Source organism: Brevundimonas sp. EU05-FHT14B11 (assembly GCF_058790835.1).
The window spans coordinates 509,186-523,896 of sequence record NZ_JBYTCY010000002.1; the positions used below are offsets into that span (position 1 = coordinate 509,186).

Sequence of the window (14,711 nt, forward strand, 5' to 3'; positions counted from 1 at the left end):
CATTCTCCAACCGGGCCAGATCTCCGGCCCCTTCCGGACAGTATGAGGCCGAGGCCTTGGGCCGAATAGTGAAATCGGCGTCATCGGCTTACGCCTTCGTTGCGTCCGCCGCGGCGAGGGCCTTGGCGACATAGCCGGGCACGGCCTCCGCATGGGCGGGGACGTGCCAGGTCGCGACCGCCTGCCCCGCCGCACGGGCCGCGAACCGGGCGACGTCGGTCGCGGCGGAGCGGGCGGCGGCGTGCGAGGCCAGCGATAGACGTCGAACCTCGGCCAGGTCGAGCGCCCGACGGCCTTCGGCCCAGGCGCGGATCGCTTCGACGGCCGCCCGAGGGCGCCCGTCATCGGGATGTTCGCGCTCGAACAGGGCGAGCACGGACTCGGCCTGGCGGGCGGCCTCAAGGGCCAGGGCGCGATGGGCGGCGGTTTCCCGCTGGACCCGCGCCCCGGTCGTCACCGGAACTTCCGCATGCCCCGCGGCCCCTGACGGCCCGCCTGGGCGCGCTTGCCCAGCCAGTCCTTCCAGTCGGGCCAGTTGCGGCGGCGGCCGCCGCCGTCGGCCCACTCCGGCCCCTGTTCGGCGTTGAAGGTGGCGACGTCCACAAGGCCGCCCTGCTTGAAGCTTTGCAGCTTCACGCCCTTGCCGCGGCCCATCTCGGGCAGTTCGGCGACGGGGAAGATCAGCGCCTTGATGTTCTCGCCGATGGTGGCGACGTGGTCGCCGGTGACGCGCAGCGCCGCCAGCAGCTCGCCGTTCAGCACCTGCTTGCCGCCGCGCTTCTGGGCCAGAAGTTCATCTTCGGGGGCCACGAAGCCGTAGCCGGCCTTGGACGCGATCAGCAGCTTGCCGCCCGGCTGATGGGCCAGCAGGTTGATGATCTCGGCCTTCTCGTCCAGTTCGATCATCAGGCGCAGCGGCTCGCCGTGGCCGCGGCCCGAGGCCAGCTTGTCGGCGCCGACGGTGAAGATACGCCCATCCGAGGCGGCGACCAGCAGCTTGTCGGTCGTATAGGTCGGAACCAGGAAGGCGAGGCTGTCGCCCTCCTTGAACTTCAGCTCCGAGGGATCGTCCACCTTGCCCTTGGCGGCGCGGATCCAGCCCCGTTCGGACAGGATGACGGTGATCGCCTCGCGCGGAATGAAGGCCTCGACCGGCGCGAAGGCCGAGCTGTCGACGGCTTCGGCGATGGTGGTGCGTCGCGGCGAGATCAGCGCCTTGCGCACAGCCTCCAGATCCTTGCCGACCTGTTTCCACTGCTTCGCCGGCGAGGACGAAAGCGATTGCAGGTTGGCAAGTTCGTTCGACAATTCCTTGTATTCGTTCTCGATCGCCATTTCCTCGATCCGCGCCAGCTGACGCAGGCGGGTGTCAAGGATGTAGTCGGCCTGCATTTCGGACAGGCCGAAGCGCGCGATCAGGACCGCCTTGGGCTGCTCCTCCTCGCGGACGATGCGGATGACTTCGTCGAGGTTGAGGAAGACGATCCGCAGGCCTTCCAACAGGTGCAGCCGCTTCTCGACGCGTTCGATGCGCCACTGGGCGCGGCGGACCAGCACCTCGCGGCGGTGATCCAGGAAGGCCTGCAGGCAGGCCTTCAGGCCCATGACGCGCGGCGTGTTGGTGGCGTCCAGCACGTTCATGTTGATCGGGAAGCGGACTTCCAGATCGGAAAGCTTGAACAGGCTTTCCATAAGAACTTCAGGTTCTACCGTCCGGGACTTCGGCTCAATGATGAGGCGAATGTCCTCTGCCGACTCGTCGCGCACGTCGGCCAGCAGCGGGGCCTTCTTGTTCTCGATCAGGTCGGCGAGGTCAGCGATCAGCTTCGACTTCTGCACCTGATAGGGCATCTCGGTGACGACGATGCGCCAGACGCCGCGGCCCAGGTCCTCGGTCTCCCAGCGGGCGCGCAGGCGAACGCCTCCTCGCCCGGTCTCATAGGCGTCCAGGATGGAGGCGTGACCTTCCACGGCCACGCCGCCGGTCGGGAAGTCCGGCCCGGGCACGATCTGCACCAGTTCTTCGGTCGTCGCGTCCGGCCGTTCCAGCAGCAGGTGGCAGGCGTCGATCAGTTCGCCGACGTTGTGCGGCGGGATCGAGGTGGCCATGCCGACGGCGATGCCCGACGAGCCGTTGGCCAGCAGGTTGGGGAAGCCGGCGGGCAGGACGACCGGCTCCTCGTCCTGGTCGTCGTAGGTGGGGCGGAAATCGACCGAGTTCTGGTCGATGCCGTCCATCAGCAGCACGGCGGCGGCGGTCAGCTTGCACTCGGTGTAGCGCATGGCCGCGGCGTTATCGCCGTCGATGTTGCCGAAATTGCCCTGTCCGTCGACCAGAGGATAGCGCTGGGCGAAATCCTGGGCCAGGCGCACCAGGGCGTCATAGATCGAGGCGTCGCCGTGCGGGTGATAGGTGCCCATCACCTCCCCGACGACCTTGGCGCACTTCCGCGCCGCGGCCTGCGGGTTCAGGCGCATTTGGTGCATGGCGTACATGATGCGCCGGTGCACCGGCTTGAAGCCGTCGCGAACGTCCGGGAGGGCCCGGTTGGTGATGGTCGACAGGGCGTAGGCCAGATAGCGCTTGGACAGCGCCTCGCTCATCGGCTCATCGACGATGCGACCGCCTTCCGGCGGGGGGGTATGAACGGTCATGGGTTCCGAATCGGACGATTTGAACCGCCAGTCTAGCCCCTGAACCGCCCGCTCTGTGGATGGAAGATCGGGCCGTCAGATCGGCGGTCCGGATAGCGGATGGGGCGCGACTTCACGCCCCATCCGCTGGACCCGATCAGAAGTGGCGGCGCAGCGAGATGAACGCCTGACGCGGTGCGCCCGGCAGGAAGGTCTGGCGACCCGCGCCGTTCTGGAACCCGCCCGAACCAACCGTCGAAATATAGTCCTCGTCGAGCAGGTTGGTCACGTTCAGCTGGATCTCCGTGCCGTTCAACCAGGAGGCGCCGTCGGTGAAGCGGTAGCCGGCGGTCAGTTCGACCAGGGTGAAGGCGTCCGCCGACTCGTCGTTGAGGTAGCTGGAGTACCGTTCGCCGGTGAAGGCGCCGGCCAACGTGCCGAACAGGTTGCCGTCGTCATAGGCGACTTCGGCCCGGGCCAGGGTCTCGGGGGTGTTGACCACGGTCTTGCCGGCGGTGGCCGCGACCAGCGCGCCCACGCCGTCACGGACGTCGTCCTCGTAGGTCGAGTCGTTGTAGCTGAACGAACCGAACGCCGACCAGTTGTCCGCGAACGACCAGACCGCCGCCGCCTCGAAGCCGCGGCTGCGGACCGACCCGACGTTCTGGATGCCGTTGCCGAGACCCAGGATCGGCGCGCCCAGGGCGACGCTCAGCAGACGGTCTTCGAACTCGACATGATAGGCTGCGACCGATCCCTGGATCTGGTCGAAGCGGAAGCGCCAGCCGGCCTCCAGCGTCTTGGAGCTTTCCGGGCGCAGATTGTCGCGAAGCGCGGCGAACCCGGCCGCCGTCGCCGAGAACGGGCCGCCGGTGTTCGAAGACTCGAACGCCCGGATGTTCTCGGCGTACGAGGCGAACAGCTGGTGATCCCCGTTGAGGTCATAGGCCACGCCGATCTGGGGCAGGAAGTTGTCTTCGGCCTTGATCGTGCCGGTCTTGTTCTCGCCGACCAGAGTGGTGGCCGAGTTCTCGACGCTGAGGGATTTGAAGCCGGCGTTGACGGTCAGGCCGTCCATCACGGTCCAGGTGTCCTGCACGTAGAACTGCCGGGTCTCTGTATCGAAGTCATAGGCCCACTGGGTGGAGAACGGGTTCTCCAGGAAGTCCAGGGAGTTGCGCGTGTTGGCCGCGCGGGTGAGGCCGTAGAACCGCCGGGCGTGGTTGAAGTCGTTGTTCTCCAGCCAGAAGCCGCCTTCGATCTCGTGAGCGCCAAGGCGAAGGTTGGCCGAGCCGATCACGCCGCGGCGTTCGATATCGTACTCGGTCGTGCGGACCGAGATCGGGCTGGGGGCGGTGATCGCTGCCCCGGACTGGTCCGGAGCGCCGACCGGCGTCGCCAGATAGGGGGTCCACCACAGGCCCTGCCCCTTGTTGTCATGGCCGTAGCCGGTCAGCGACACGTCCAGGGCGTCGGTGATCGGATACGAGAAGGTCAGGGCCGCCAGGGTGTCATCGCGCAGGCCCGCCGCGTTGAAATAGGCGTCATCGACGCATCCCACGCCGCCCGGGTAGTTGTTGGCGCCCGTTCCGCCGCCCAACTGCGGGCAGTCGCCACCTGGGTTGGCCTGGTAGATGTCGGCGATACGCACCGCCAGGGCGTAGTCGCCCGAGATGTTGTCCCAGTCGCGTCCCAGGCGACCGATCTGCTCCAGCGACATGTCCTGATAGTCGTTTTCGCGACGCTCGGAGTGATTGACGAACCCGTACAGCTGGCCGCGGCCGATCGGCAGCACGGCGTTGAAATTGATCTGCTGCTGCTTCTGCTCGCCGACGCCCTTCCACTTGTCGCCCTGCTGGTTGACGTAGGAAAGCGAGGCCCGCAGCGAGTCGGGGCCGAACAGCTCACCTGTGTCCAGGCGGATCAAGCCGCGCATGGTGCTTTCGTCGCCGTAGGTCCCGGCGACGTCGACGCCGAACGCTTCGGCCGGCCGACGGCTGAGGAATTGGATCGTGCCGCCCAGATTGCTGCTGGAGGCCGTGCCCAGCGCGCCCGAACCCTGGGCCACGTCAACGCGGCTGACGTTCTCGGAAATGATGGCGCGCGAGATGTGCAGGCCGTTGTGATTGCCGTAGCTCATGTCGCCCAACGGCACGCCGTCCAGTGTGAAGCCCAGTTGGTTCTGGTTGAAGCTGCGCAGGGTGACGCGCGCCGACCATTCGTAGTTCCCGAAGGCGTCGGCCGACTGGAAGCTGACGCCCGGCAGGCGTTCGATGGCCTTCAGCGGGCTGGTGCCCGGCGCTTCGACGGCGATGGCGGCCTCGGTGATCGACGCTTGCTGGCGGGTTTGGCCGCGTCCGAAGACAACGACCTCATCAAGCGCAGTCGCCGGATCGGGGTTCGCGACGACGGTCTGGGCCAGGGCCTGCCCCGGCGACAAAAGCGCTCCGCCGAAAACGAGCGCGAGCGTGGAAGCGCCTGCCAGAAGGCGATGAATGGTCATGGTTGTCCCCGAGAAACGTTGTCGTGCGAATGCACGTCTCGCGGCCTTAGGCGTGGCCGGCGACGGCTCGGCGAAGTCTCGGCGGCGGTTCCATGACGGAGGTCTGTTCAGTTGGGTTTGCCCGCCGCCGTGGCCGAACGGCTACCCTTGGTCCGTGGGCGTCCTATCCATGGGCGGCGGGTTCACAGCCGCCCGGCTTCCCGCAGCTTGTCGATCATCCAGACCCGCGCGGGCGGTAGGGGACGGTCCATGGGATGGAAGACGAACTGCTCGAGGAAGTGCCCGGTCAGGTCAAAGCCGGCGCCGATATCGCCTTCGCCCAGCCCGGCCTGCGCGCCCAGCATGAAGGGCGGCAGGCGCAGCAGCTTGTCGGCATACGGCGCGCCCGCCTCGCGGCTGACGGCGCGGCCGGTGCGGGGGCTGACCCAGATCAGGTCGTCCATGGCGCCGGTGACGGCGCAGCGGCTCAGGTCCAGGCCGAACCCCAGATCCTCCAGCAGCCCCGCCTCGAAGCGCACGAAGACGGCGGGCCAGACGTCCGGCATCATGAAGGCCGACATCAGGGCCTCGAAGGCCAGGAAGGCGCCGGGGTGCGGCTCCCGTTCCGGCAGCGCGCCTTGCGCCACCGCGGCGGCGGCGGCCAGCCCCGTCAGCGCCAGCGGATCGTCGAACAGGGCGCTGGGCCCCTCCCCCACCGGCTCCAGTCGGGCCGAGCCGAGATGATCCGAGGTCCGCGCCCGCACCTCGGCGACCACCCGGGCGCCCGGCTGCAGGAAGGGCTTCATCCGCCGCGAGGCCCCGCCGGCGACATAGGCCGCGCGGCGTCCCTGCCCTTCGGTCAGCAGGTCGACCACCACTCCGGTGTCGCCGTGGGCGCGGGCGGAAAGGACGAAGGCGTCTTCGGTGAAGTCCATGGCTTCAACTAGCCCGGAGAACGTCCCGGGAACAACCGTGTGATTTCCTGGACGACGCCGGCTTGTGGCGGGGCGATGCGGCGGGCTAGCGTGACGCTTGCAGAAGTTCGCGGGGGCGCGTGCGATGACCGATTTTCCAACCTCGAATTCCCGCCGGGCGAAGCCGCGAAAGCCGGGCGCCGCCGGGCCGGTGATCGGCTCCATCCTGGTTTTCCTGTGGGCCTTCGTCTTTTCCGTCTCCCAGAGCTTCACGACGGTCAACGGCACGGCGAACATGCCGCTGGACCTGGCCGCGGGTATCGGCGTCGGCCTGCTGGGCGGTCTGGCGGGCGCGATCGTCGTCTGGCTGATCCTCTACTTCATCCTGGGCGGCCGCCGCTCGCCCAAGGGCGCGATGGTGCTGGCCCTGTTGGCCGGGGTGGCGATCGTCGGCGCCGTGCCCGCCTCCGGCCTTCGCACGCTCGGCGCCGGAATGAACGCGGAGGACGAGGCGGCCGCGGCGGTGCGCGCGCGGGTCGACGCCCGTCGCGACGCCGAGGCTGAGCGGATCGTCGCCGAGCGCGACGCCATCGTCAGTCAAGACTTCTTCGAGCCTCGGGCGTTGGGCGCGCCCGGCGGATTGGCCCGCGCCCGCAACAAGCTGAAGGCCCTGCGCGAGCTGTCGGCCCGAGCCGAGGCCGGCGATGACCGGCTTCGGGATCAGGCGCGCGCGGAACTGGCCCGGGTGCCGGTCTCCGCCGCTCGTCGCCAGGCGATTTTGCGCGACTTCGACGCCGCGGTCGCCCGCGAATACGAACAGGCCGGGATCGGCGCCGAGCTCAGTCAAATGCTGTTCACCGAGATGGACGCCCAGCTCGACATCCTGTCCCGCACTCGCTGGAGCGTGGAGAGCGGCCAGATCATGTTCACGACGGACCGGGACATGAACGCCTTCAACGTCCGGGCTGGCCGGGTCGACGAGATCCAGCGGGAGCTGCAGAAGATGGAGCAGGCGCGGCAAACGCGCCTGAACGCCGCCCGCCAGGTTCGCTAGTTCGCGGCCTTGATCGCCTCGACCACGGCCCGGGCGCGGTCGTTCGGCACGGTGAAGCTGAGCACATACTGCTCGATCTTCCAGCCGTCTTCGGTGAGGCGCAGCACGCCCGAGCCGCGCGTCACGCCATAGCTGTCGTTATCCAGCACCTCGTCGAACCAGGCGAGGCAGCGGCAGTCGATAGGTGCGATGGTGATGACCCGGTTCCGCGGCGTGTAGGTCCAGCCCTGCCCCCGGGCGAAGTAGGGTTCCACATAGGCGCGGAACTCCGGCAGGGACCAGCGTTCGGTCGCATCGGTGCCGATGAAGCGGGCGTCCGGCGTGAACAGGTCGAAATAGACGGTCGTGTCCGCCGCGGTCGAGGCGACGTTCAACTGATCCAGCACGTGGCTGATCTCGACTTCGGCGGACGGCGCCGGCGAGGGGGCGGCTTGCGGCGCGGCGGTCAGCATCAGGGCGGCGATCAAGGGCGTCATGGCGGGCTCCGTCTGGGTCTGCATTGGTAGGTCGGATTTTTAATTTAACCGAATGGTTGACAACGCCTCGGCCGGGGCGCATTTAACCTATCAGTTAGATACGAAGCGCCCCGATGGAAACCGATCCCCTCTCCGCCAAGTTCGCCGCCCTGGCCGACCCGACCCGTCGGGCCATCCTGGCGCGGCTGACCGAGGGCGAAGCCAGCGTCAACCAACTGGCCGAACCGTTCGACATGAGCCTTCCGGCGGTGTCGAAACACCTGAAGGTGCTGGAGAAGGCCGGGCTGATCAGCCGGGGCAAGGAGGCGCAATGGCGCCCTGCCCGCCTCGAACCCATGGCGCTGAAGAGCGTCGCCGACTGGCTGGAACACTACCGCCGGTACTGGGACGCCAGCTTCAACCGCCTCGATGCCTACCTGAAGAAAATCCAGAAAGGAGACCCTGACAATGGCCCAAGAAACTGACACCAATCCTTGCAACACCGACGGCGTGGCGCACGAACATTCGCTGACCCTGCGCCGGACCATCGATGCGACGCCCGAGCAAATCTGGAAGGCGTGGATGACCCCGGAGATCCTGCAGCAATGGTTCGTGCCGCGCCCGTGGACCCTGTCGGACGTCCGGATCGATCCGCGTCCCGGCGGCGTGTTCAACTTCGTCATGCACGGCCCCGACGGCGAGACCATGCCCAACAGCGGCATCTTCCTGCATGTCGAGCCGGGCAAGCGCTGGATCACCACCGACGCCCTGACGCCGGACTGGAAACCGGCCGGTCAGCCGTTCATGGTGGCCACCGTCGAGCTGACGCCGACGGCGGACGGCAAGACGGAATACGTGGCCACGGCCCGTCACTGGAACGCCGAGACCATGAAACAGCATGAGGCCATGGGCTTCCATGAAGGTTGGGGGACCTGCGCCGACCAGCTGGCCGAACTGCTGAAGACCCACTGATCCGTCCCGCCGAGCGCCCCGCATGACCCTCGCTGAAGACCTAACCCCACGCCCGACCCTGAACATGCAGCGCGTCTTCGATGCGCCGCGGCCCCTGGTCTGGCGGGCGTGGACCAATCCCGAGGCGATGGTCATGTGGCTGGGGCCGGTCGAATGGCCCGCGGTCAGCGTCAAACAGGACCTGCGGGTCGGCGGCGAATGGCGGGCTTGTCTGCGGTCGCCCGAGACCGGCCAGGACCTTTGGCAGGGCGGCGTCTATCGCGAGATCGTCCCGCCCGAGCGACTCGTCTTCACCTTCAAGTGGGACGAGTCCCACGAGGACGGCCCGCCGGTGGAGACGCTGGTGACCCTGGTCCTGACAGAAACCGAAGACGGGCAGACGCGTATGGATTTCACCCATGAGGGCCTGAAGTCCGAACAGAGCCTGACCGGCCACAAGTACGGCTGGAACAGCACCGCGGACCGGCTGGAGACCTGGCTGGCCGCCAACAAATAGAACCCGAGGAAACGCCATGCAGATCGTGACCAGCCTCAGCTTCCGGGGCCAGTGCAAGGAAGCGTTCGAATTCTACGCCAAGGTCTTGGGCGGCGAGATCACCGCCGCCTTCCCCTACGGCGAAGGCCCGCCCGACATGCCCGTCGGCCCGCAATACAAGGACTGGCTGATGCACGCCTGGCTGCAGGTGGGCGATCAGGCGATCATGGGCGCCGACATGGACGTCGACTGGGCGCCCAATATCAACAAGCCCAAGAACGGCTTCGACGTCACCCTGCACACCCAGGACGGGGCTGAGGCCCGTCGTTGGTTCGACGCCCTGTCCGAAGGCGGCAAGGTGATCATGGACTTTTCCGAGACTTTCTGGTCGCCGGGCTACGGCAACTTCATCGACAAGTTCGGCGTGCCGTGGATGGTCAACACCATTCCGTCGGCCGACTGGAAGCCCGCTCAGGGCTGACGGCTTTCCGGGGCGGCCGTATCGCGCCGCCCCCTTCCCCCATTTCCGGAGATTCCCATGAAGGCCACCCCCATGGTCTGGACCGGTCGCGTGCTGACCGGACTGTTCGCCTTGTTCATCCTCGGCGCCTCGGTCTTCCCCAAACTCAGCGGCATGCCGGTGGCCGAGGAAACCATGGCCCAGCTCGGCTGGCCGCACGGCTACGCCTTCGCCATCGGCCTGATCGAGCTGGGCTGCCTGATCCTGTATCTGATCCCGCGCACCAGCGTGCTGGGGGCGGTGCTGTTCATGGGACTGCTCGGCGGGGCCATGGCGACCCAGATCCGCGCTGGCGCCCCACTGTTCAGCCACCAGCTGTTCAGCCTCTATCTGGGCCTGGTCATGTGGGGCGGATTGTGGCTGCGTGACGCCTCCCTGCGCGCCCTCTTCCCCTTCCGCCACGTCGCCTGAGGAGAGCCGCATGTCCGTCGCCGCGACCATTCCCGAGGCCCTGACCCGTCTCAACATCGTGCGCACCTTCGACGCGCCTCGCGCCCTGGTGTGGAAGATGTGGACCGACCCGGCCCACGTGGCCGTCTGGTGGGCGCCTGAACATTTCACCACGCCCGTGGTGAAGATGGACGTCCGGCCCGGCGGCGCGATCCACATGGTCATGCGCGGCCCTGACGGGAGCGACTATCCGTTCGACGGCCGCTTCATCATCTTGGACGAGCCTGAGCGTCTGGTGATGCGGACCTGGGTGAATGCCGCCGACGGGGATATCTGGTTCGAGGTCGAGCAGACCATCCGCTTCGACGAGGAGGGGGATCAAACCATCATGCGCTTCGAGGCCGTCGTGCAGCAGGCCAAGGCCGACGCGGTCGGCCCACTTAGCGGCATGGAGGCCGGCTGGACCGGCAGCCTAAACAAACTGGAGCGTCACATCCGAACGCTTTGGGAGGCCTGAGCCGTGCAAAAGGTCCCGCCTCCCGCCTCTCCCGACGCCTATGTCGCCGGCATGGCCGGCTGGCAGGCCGACCTCGTCACGCGACTGCGCACGGCGGCCCTGTCGGTCGGCGGCCTGGACGAGGTGATCAAGTGGGGCCACCTCGTCTATCTTTCGAACGGTCCAGCCTTGCTGATCCGGGCCGAGGGCCAGCGCGTTCTGCTGGGCTACTGGCGCGGTCAGCGGCTGCAGGACATCGAGCCTCGCCTGAAGTCCGGCGGACAGTTCGAGATGGCCAGCATCGGCTTCGCTGAAGGCGAGACCATCGATGCGGAGGTTGTCGTTCGCCTGACCCGGGCGGCGATCACCCTCAATACCGAACTCGGCGACCCCACCAAGGCGGCGAAGAAGATCGTCTGATTCAACGCGCCACGCTGGTGGGGAAGCTGCGGCCCAGCGCCTCGGCCATGCCCTGCTGGGACAACAGGAAGACCGCATCGCGCTGGTGATAGTTGTTCGAGAGCACGATCACCGTCACGTCCGCGTCCGGCTGGTAGGTGACCAGGTTACGGAAGCCGGACCAGCTTCCGGTGTGGAAGATCTGGTTGTCGGTGAAGTCCGGCCGGACCTGGCGGCCCAGTTCCTTGTCGTAGACGCCATAGCCCCATAGCCGGCGCGGGTTGCCCCTTTCGTCCGGCGTGCCGTCCGGCGCGTGGTCGGTGATCATCTGGGCGTAGCTGTGCGGCGACAGGATGTGGCCTCGGTGCAGGGCGCGCTGCCAGACCAGCAGGTCGTCCAGCGTTGAATACAGCGCGCCTGCGCCGAAGATGATGCTGACGTTGGCGTCCGGCTGGGGCGTCGGGCCGCCGGCCAGGTTGGCGTAGCCCATGACCACGTCGGAGGCGCCGTCGTCATAGCCGGTGTCGGCCATGCCCAGCGGCTTGAAGAAGGCGGTCCGCAGATAGGCGTGCAGGCCCATGCCGCTGACCTTTTCGACCACGGCGCCCAGCAGGTTATAGCCGGCGTTGTCGTAACGGACCTTTGTCCCGGGTGGGAATTGAAGTCCATAACGCATGGAATCAGCAGTCAATTCTTCCGGCGTTGCTGGCGTGACGCGGCGCAGCCCCCAGCCCGGACGGGCCATCAGGTCGGGAATGCCCGAGGTGTGCGACAGGAGGTGATGCAGCCGGATCGGCTCCCAGGCGGCGGGGCAAGGCTGGATGTATTTGCAGACCGGGTCCCAGACCGACAGCTTGCCCTCGTCCTGCAGGCGCAGGATGGCGGCGGCGGTGAACTGCTTGCTGACGGAGGCCAGGCGGAAGCGGGAGTTGAGCTCCAGCGGCTTCATCAGGCTGCGGTCGGCCCAGCCGTGGACCTGACGGTACAGGACCTGATCGCCCTTGGCGACCAGCACCCCGCCCGTAAACTGGCCCGAGGCGCTCCAGCGGTCCATCTGCGCCTTGAGATCCGGCAGGCGCTCGACCACCTCGAGCGGCGGGCGCGGCGGCAGGGGATCGGGCGTCACGCGCACGGTCGGCCTGTGGACCGTGGCCCAGGCGATCAGGCCGGCGGCGACGATGACGAGAACGACCAGAAAGCCGAAGGTCAGCCGGGGATGGTTTCCGGCGCGACGGGGAACATGAAACACGGAACGCGGGCTCTTAGACGTCGTAGTCCAGCCCGAACTGGGCATAGAGGGCGCGGCTGTCCTGCCACTTCGGATCGACCTTGACCGTCAGGAACAGGTGAACCTGGCGGTCCAGCAGCTCGGTCAGCTCCTCACGCGACTTCTGGCCGATCCATTTGAGGGTCTGCCCCCCCTTGCCCAGCACGATCGGGCGCTGGCTCTCGCGCTCGACATAGATGGTCTGCTCGATGCGGACCGAGCCGTCGGCGCGGTCCTCGAACGCGGTGGTCTCCACCGCCGCCGAATAGGGGAGTTCCTCGTGGACGCGCAGATAGACCTTCTCGCGGGTGATCTCGGCGGCCAGCACGCGCATGGGCACGTCGGCGGACTGATCTTCCGGATAGAGCCAGGGACCGGCGGGCATGGCGGCGGCCAGCCGCTGGCCCAGATCGTCCACGCCGTCGCCGCTGAGGGCCGAGATCATGAAGACCTCGCTGTAGACGCCCGTCTCGAACAGGGCGTGCGACAGCGCCAGCAGGGTGTCGCGGCGCATGCCGTCGATCTTGTTCAGCGCCAGAATGACCTGTTTGCCGGCGGCCTTCAGCGCGGCGATGATCGTCTCGGTGTCTTCGGCCGAGCGGCGGTCGGCGGCCTGACCTTCCTTGCCCTCGGCGGCGATGTGCGAGGCGGCGTCGATCAGGTGCACGACGATGTCGGCGTCATCGGCTCCGCCCCAGGCCGAGGCGACCATGGCGCGGTCCAGACGGCGGCGCGGGCTGAAGATGCCGGGGGTGTCGACCAGCACGATCTGGGCGTCGCCGTAGATGGCGATGCCGCGCACGGGGAAGCGGGTGGTCTGCACCTTCTGGGTGACGATCGAGACCTTGGTCCCGGTCAGCCGGTTGACCAGCGTGGACTTGCCCGCGTTGGGAGCGCCGATGATGGCGGCGAAGCCGGCACGCTGGTTTTGAGGTTCGGTCAAATCACGCCTTCACGTTGAAGAAGGGCCGTTGCGGCCGCTTTCTCCGCGTCCTGACGTGATCGCCCCTGCGCGGTCAAGGGCGGATATCCGGCTACGCTTGCTTCAACGGTGAATGTCGGGGCGTGATCCGAGCCCGTTCGCTCCACGATCCGGTAGGTCGGAAGCGCCCTGCCCTGTCCCAGCGCCCATTCCTGAAGCGCCGATTTGGGGTTGGTCAGCGCCTTCTTTGGATTGGCCGCGAACTCCGCCCGCCACGCCTTGTCGAAGACCTTGCGGGCCGCCTCGATGCCGCCGTCCAGCCAGACCGCGGCGAGGATGGCTTCCATGGCGTCGCCCAGAACGCCTTCCCGGCGTCGCCCGCCCTGCTTGGCCTCGCCGGGCGATAGTCGCATGGCCGGTCCGACCTGCAACCGGTCGGCGACCCGGGCGCAGGCGGCCTTGTCGACCAGGGCGTGAAGGCGCGCGGACATGTCGCCCTCGTCGGCCTCGGGGAAGTCGCGCATCAGGGTGTCGGCGACCAGCAGGCCCAGCACGCGGTCACCGAGGAACTCAAGCCGCTGGTTGTCCAGAAAGGGCCGTCCGCGCGCATCGCGCTCGGCGCCCTCGCCCACGCTGGCGTGGGTCAGGGCCTGCTCGAGCAGGCCCGCATCCCGGAAATCGTGGCCGAGGTTGCGCGTCAGCGCATGGATGGCCTCGGCCCGACGATCCGCCATCAGTCGAGAACGTTGAACCAGCGGCTCAGGCGGACCTTGGTGAACCAGCTGACCGGATTCCACAGCGAGGCGCCCTCGTTCCACGAGAACAGAATGATCTCGGCCTTGCCGATCAGGTTCTCGGCCGGGACCAGGCCGACGCCGTTCTGCGACTGGTCGACACGGCTGTCGATCGAGTTGTCGCGGTTGTCACCCATCATGAAGTAGTGGCCCGACGGAACCTCGAACACAGGGGTGTTGTCCAGATCGTTGCCCGGCCCGAAGTCCTGGATGCGGAAGGTCTTGGAGCCGTCCGGGAAGGTCTCTTCGGCCTGGATGATCGGCATGCCGTACATGTTGGTGACATCGGCGTCCGACACGACCACGTCGCGGACGGGCGCGTTGTTGATGTGCAGCACGTTGTTGATCATCTGGATCCGGTCGCCCGGCAGGCCGATCAGGCGCTTGATGTAGTCGGTCTTGTTGTCGCGCGGCAGCTTGAAGACGACGATGTCGCCCCGCTGGGGTGCATGGCTGACCACCGGCAGGGAGACCCGGCCGTTGAAGACCGGCGGGCTGAACGGGATCGAGTGCTTGGAATAGCCGTACGACCACTTGGACACGACGATGTAGTCGCCCTGGTAGAGGTTGGGCTCCATCGAGGCCGACGGGATGGTGAAGGGCTGGAACAGCAGGACGCGCAGGACCAGCGCGATCAGCAGGGCGAAGAAGATCGTCTTGAGGACTTCCCAGCCCTCGTTGGCGCTTCCGCCCGAGGTCTTCTTGCTCTTCTTGGTGCGGGCGTAGACCGGGGTGGCGTCGACATCCTCGAACGGGGCGTCGCCGGCGTCGCTCCAGACGGGGCGCTTCTCCGGTTGAGGGGCGGCGACCGCCACACCGGCCGCGGCGGCGACCGCGGCGGCCTCCACGGGCGTCGGGTGGGTTTCGGCGGCGGGTTCGTCGTGCGCGGCCTCTACGGGCGCGGCGTGATCGTCATGAACTGCGGGGCCGTGATCGT

Annotated in this window: 17 protein-coding genes; 8 read left to right on the top strand and 9 right to left on the bottom strand. The window is 67.4% G+C overall.

Going from position 1 to position 14,711, the window contains the following annotated elements; all coding sequences use genetic code 11:
* Window positions 1–88: 88 nt before the first annotated feature.
* From AC3WRV_RS09950 to recO, 4 genes are all read right to left on the bottom strand, one after another.
* Window positions 89–457: a putative immunity protein gene (locus tag AC3WRV_RS09950; protein WP_492313113.1), complete on the bottom strand. Its 369-nt coding sequence runs from the start codon at window positions 455–457 to the stop codon at window positions 89–91.
* Complete coding sequence (gene parC, locus AC3WRV_RS09955) at window positions 454–2,655, bottom strand: DNA topoisomerase IV subunit A (RefSeq protein WP_492313114.1); 2,202 nt, start codon at window positions 2,653–2,655, stop codon at window positions 454–456. Before parC ends, AC3WRV_RS09950 begins: the two co-directional genes overlap by 4 nt.
* 136 nt (window positions 2,656–2,791) lie before the next feature.
* A complete protein-coding gene (locus tag AC3WRV_RS09960; RefSeq protein ID WP_492313115.1) occupies window positions 2,792–5,137 on the bottom strand; it encodes a TonB-dependent receptor in 2,346 nt (781 codons plus the stop codon).
* A 182-nt stretch (window positions 5,138–5,319) separates the two neighbouring features.
* Entirely contained in the window at window positions 5,320–6,051 is a 732-nt protein-coding gene (recO, locus tag AC3WRV_RS09965) for a DNA repair protein RecO (protein ID WP_492313116.1), read from the bottom strand.
* A gap of 124 nt (window positions 6,052–6,175) precedes the next feature.
* Between recO and AC3WRV_RS09970 the strand changes: the two genes are divergently transcribed.
* Window positions 6,176–7,084 carry a hypothetical protein gene (locus tag AC3WRV_RS09970; RefSeq protein WP_492313117.1) on the top strand — a complete coding sequence of 303 codons (909 nt, stop codon included), beginning with the start codon at window positions 6,176–6,178 and terminating at the stop codon, window positions 7,082–7,084.
* On the opposite strand, the gene AC3WRV_RS09975 is transcribed toward AC3WRV_RS09970, so the two are convergent.
* Window positions 7,081–7,560 carry a nuclear transport factor 2 family protein gene (locus AC3WRV_RS09975; protein ID WP_492313118.1) on the bottom strand — a complete coding sequence of 160 codons (480 nt, stop codon included), beginning with the start codon at window positions 7,558–7,560 and terminating at the stop codon, window positions 7,081–7,083. The two genes, AC3WRV_RS09970 and AC3WRV_RS09975, sit on opposite strands and share 4 nt — an antisense overlap.
* A 113-nt stretch (window positions 7,561–7,673) precedes the next feature.
* Here AC3WRV_RS09975 and AC3WRV_RS09980 point away from each other — a divergent pair, with 113 nt between their 5' ends.
* Genes AC3WRV_RS09980 through AC3WRV_RS10010 form a run of 7 tightly spaced genes read left to right on the top strand, consistent with a single transcriptional unit; the run spans window position 7,674 to window position 10,812 of the window.
* Window positions 7,674–8,024 (top strand): ArsR/SmtB family transcription factor, encoded by a 351-nt coding sequence (locus tag AC3WRV_RS09980; RefSeq protein WP_492313119.1) that lies wholly within the window; start codon window positions 7,674–7,676, stop codon window positions 8,022–8,024.
* Window positions 8,008–8,511 (top strand): SRPBCC family protein, encoded by a 504-nt coding sequence (locus tag AC3WRV_RS09985; protein ID WP_291833748.1) that lies wholly within the window; start codon window positions 8,008–8,010, stop codon window positions 8,509–8,511. Before AC3WRV_RS09980 ends, AC3WRV_RS09985 begins: the two co-directional genes overlap by 17 nt.
* 22 nt (window positions 8,512–8,533) lie before the next feature.
* The gene (locus AC3WRV_RS09990; protein WP_492313120.1) at window positions 8,534–9,007 is read left to right on the top strand and encodes an SRPBCC family protein; all 474 of its coding nucleotides are present in this window, start codon (window positions 8,534–8,536) and stop codon (window positions 9,005–9,007) included.
* A 16-nt stretch (window positions 9,008–9,023) separates the two neighbouring features.
* The gene (locus AC3WRV_RS09995; protein WP_492313121.1) at window positions 9,024–9,467 is read left to right on the top strand and encodes a VOC family protein; all 444 of its coding nucleotides are present in this window, start codon (window positions 9,024–9,026) and stop codon (window positions 9,465–9,467) included.
* 57 nt (window positions 9,468–9,524) lie between these two features.
* Window positions 9,525–9,917, top strand: coding sequence for a DoxX family protein (locus AC3WRV_RS10000; protein ID WP_492313122.1), 393 nt, complete (start codon window positions 9,525–9,527; stop codon window positions 9,915–9,917).
* 10 nt (window positions 9,918–9,927) lie between these two features.
* Window positions 9,928–10,413: an SRPBCC family protein gene (locus tag AC3WRV_RS10005; RefSeq protein ID WP_492313123.1), complete on the top strand. Its 486-nt coding sequence runs from the start codon at window positions 9,928–9,930 to the stop codon at window positions 10,411–10,413.
* Between the two features lie 3 nt (window positions 10,414–10,416).
* Entirely contained in the window at window positions 10,417–10,812 is a 396-nt protein-coding gene (locus AC3WRV_RS10010) for a DUF1801 domain-containing protein (protein ID WP_291833734.1), read from the top strand.
* Window position 10,813: 1 nt separating this feature from the next.
* On the opposite strand, the gene AC3WRV_RS10015 is transcribed toward AC3WRV_RS10010, so the two are convergent.
* From AC3WRV_RS10015 to lepB, 4 genes are read right to left on the bottom strand one after another with little or no spacing between them, the layout of a single operon-like run.
* On the bottom strand, window positions 10,814–12,040 hold the full coding sequence (locus tag AC3WRV_RS10015) for a serine hydrolase domain-containing protein (protein WP_492313124.1): 1,227 nt from the start codon (window positions 12,038–12,040) through the stop codon (window positions 10,814–10,816).
* Between the two features lie 13 nt (window positions 12,041–12,053).
* Window positions 12,054–13,001, bottom strand: coding sequence for a GTPase Era (gene era / locus AC3WRV_RS10020; RefSeq protein WP_291833728.1), 948 nt, complete (start codon window positions 12,999–13,001; stop codon window positions 12,054–12,056).
* On the bottom strand, window positions 12,998–13,714 hold the full coding sequence (gene rnc / locus AC3WRV_RS10025) for a ribonuclease III (RefSeq protein ID WP_492313125.1): 717 nt from the start codon (window positions 13,712–13,714) through the stop codon (window positions 12,998–13,000). Before rnc ends, era begins: the two co-directional genes overlap by 4 nt.
* Window positions 13,714–14,622 carry a signal peptidase I gene (lepB, locus tag AC3WRV_RS10030; RefSeq protein WP_492313602.1) on the bottom strand — a complete coding sequence of 303 codons (909 nt, stop codon included), beginning with the start codon at window positions 14,620–14,622 and terminating at the stop codon, window positions 13,714–13,716. The genes rnc and lepB overlap by 1 nt, the downstream gene beginning before the upstream one ends.
* Window positions 14,623–14,711: the final 89 nt, after the last annotated feature.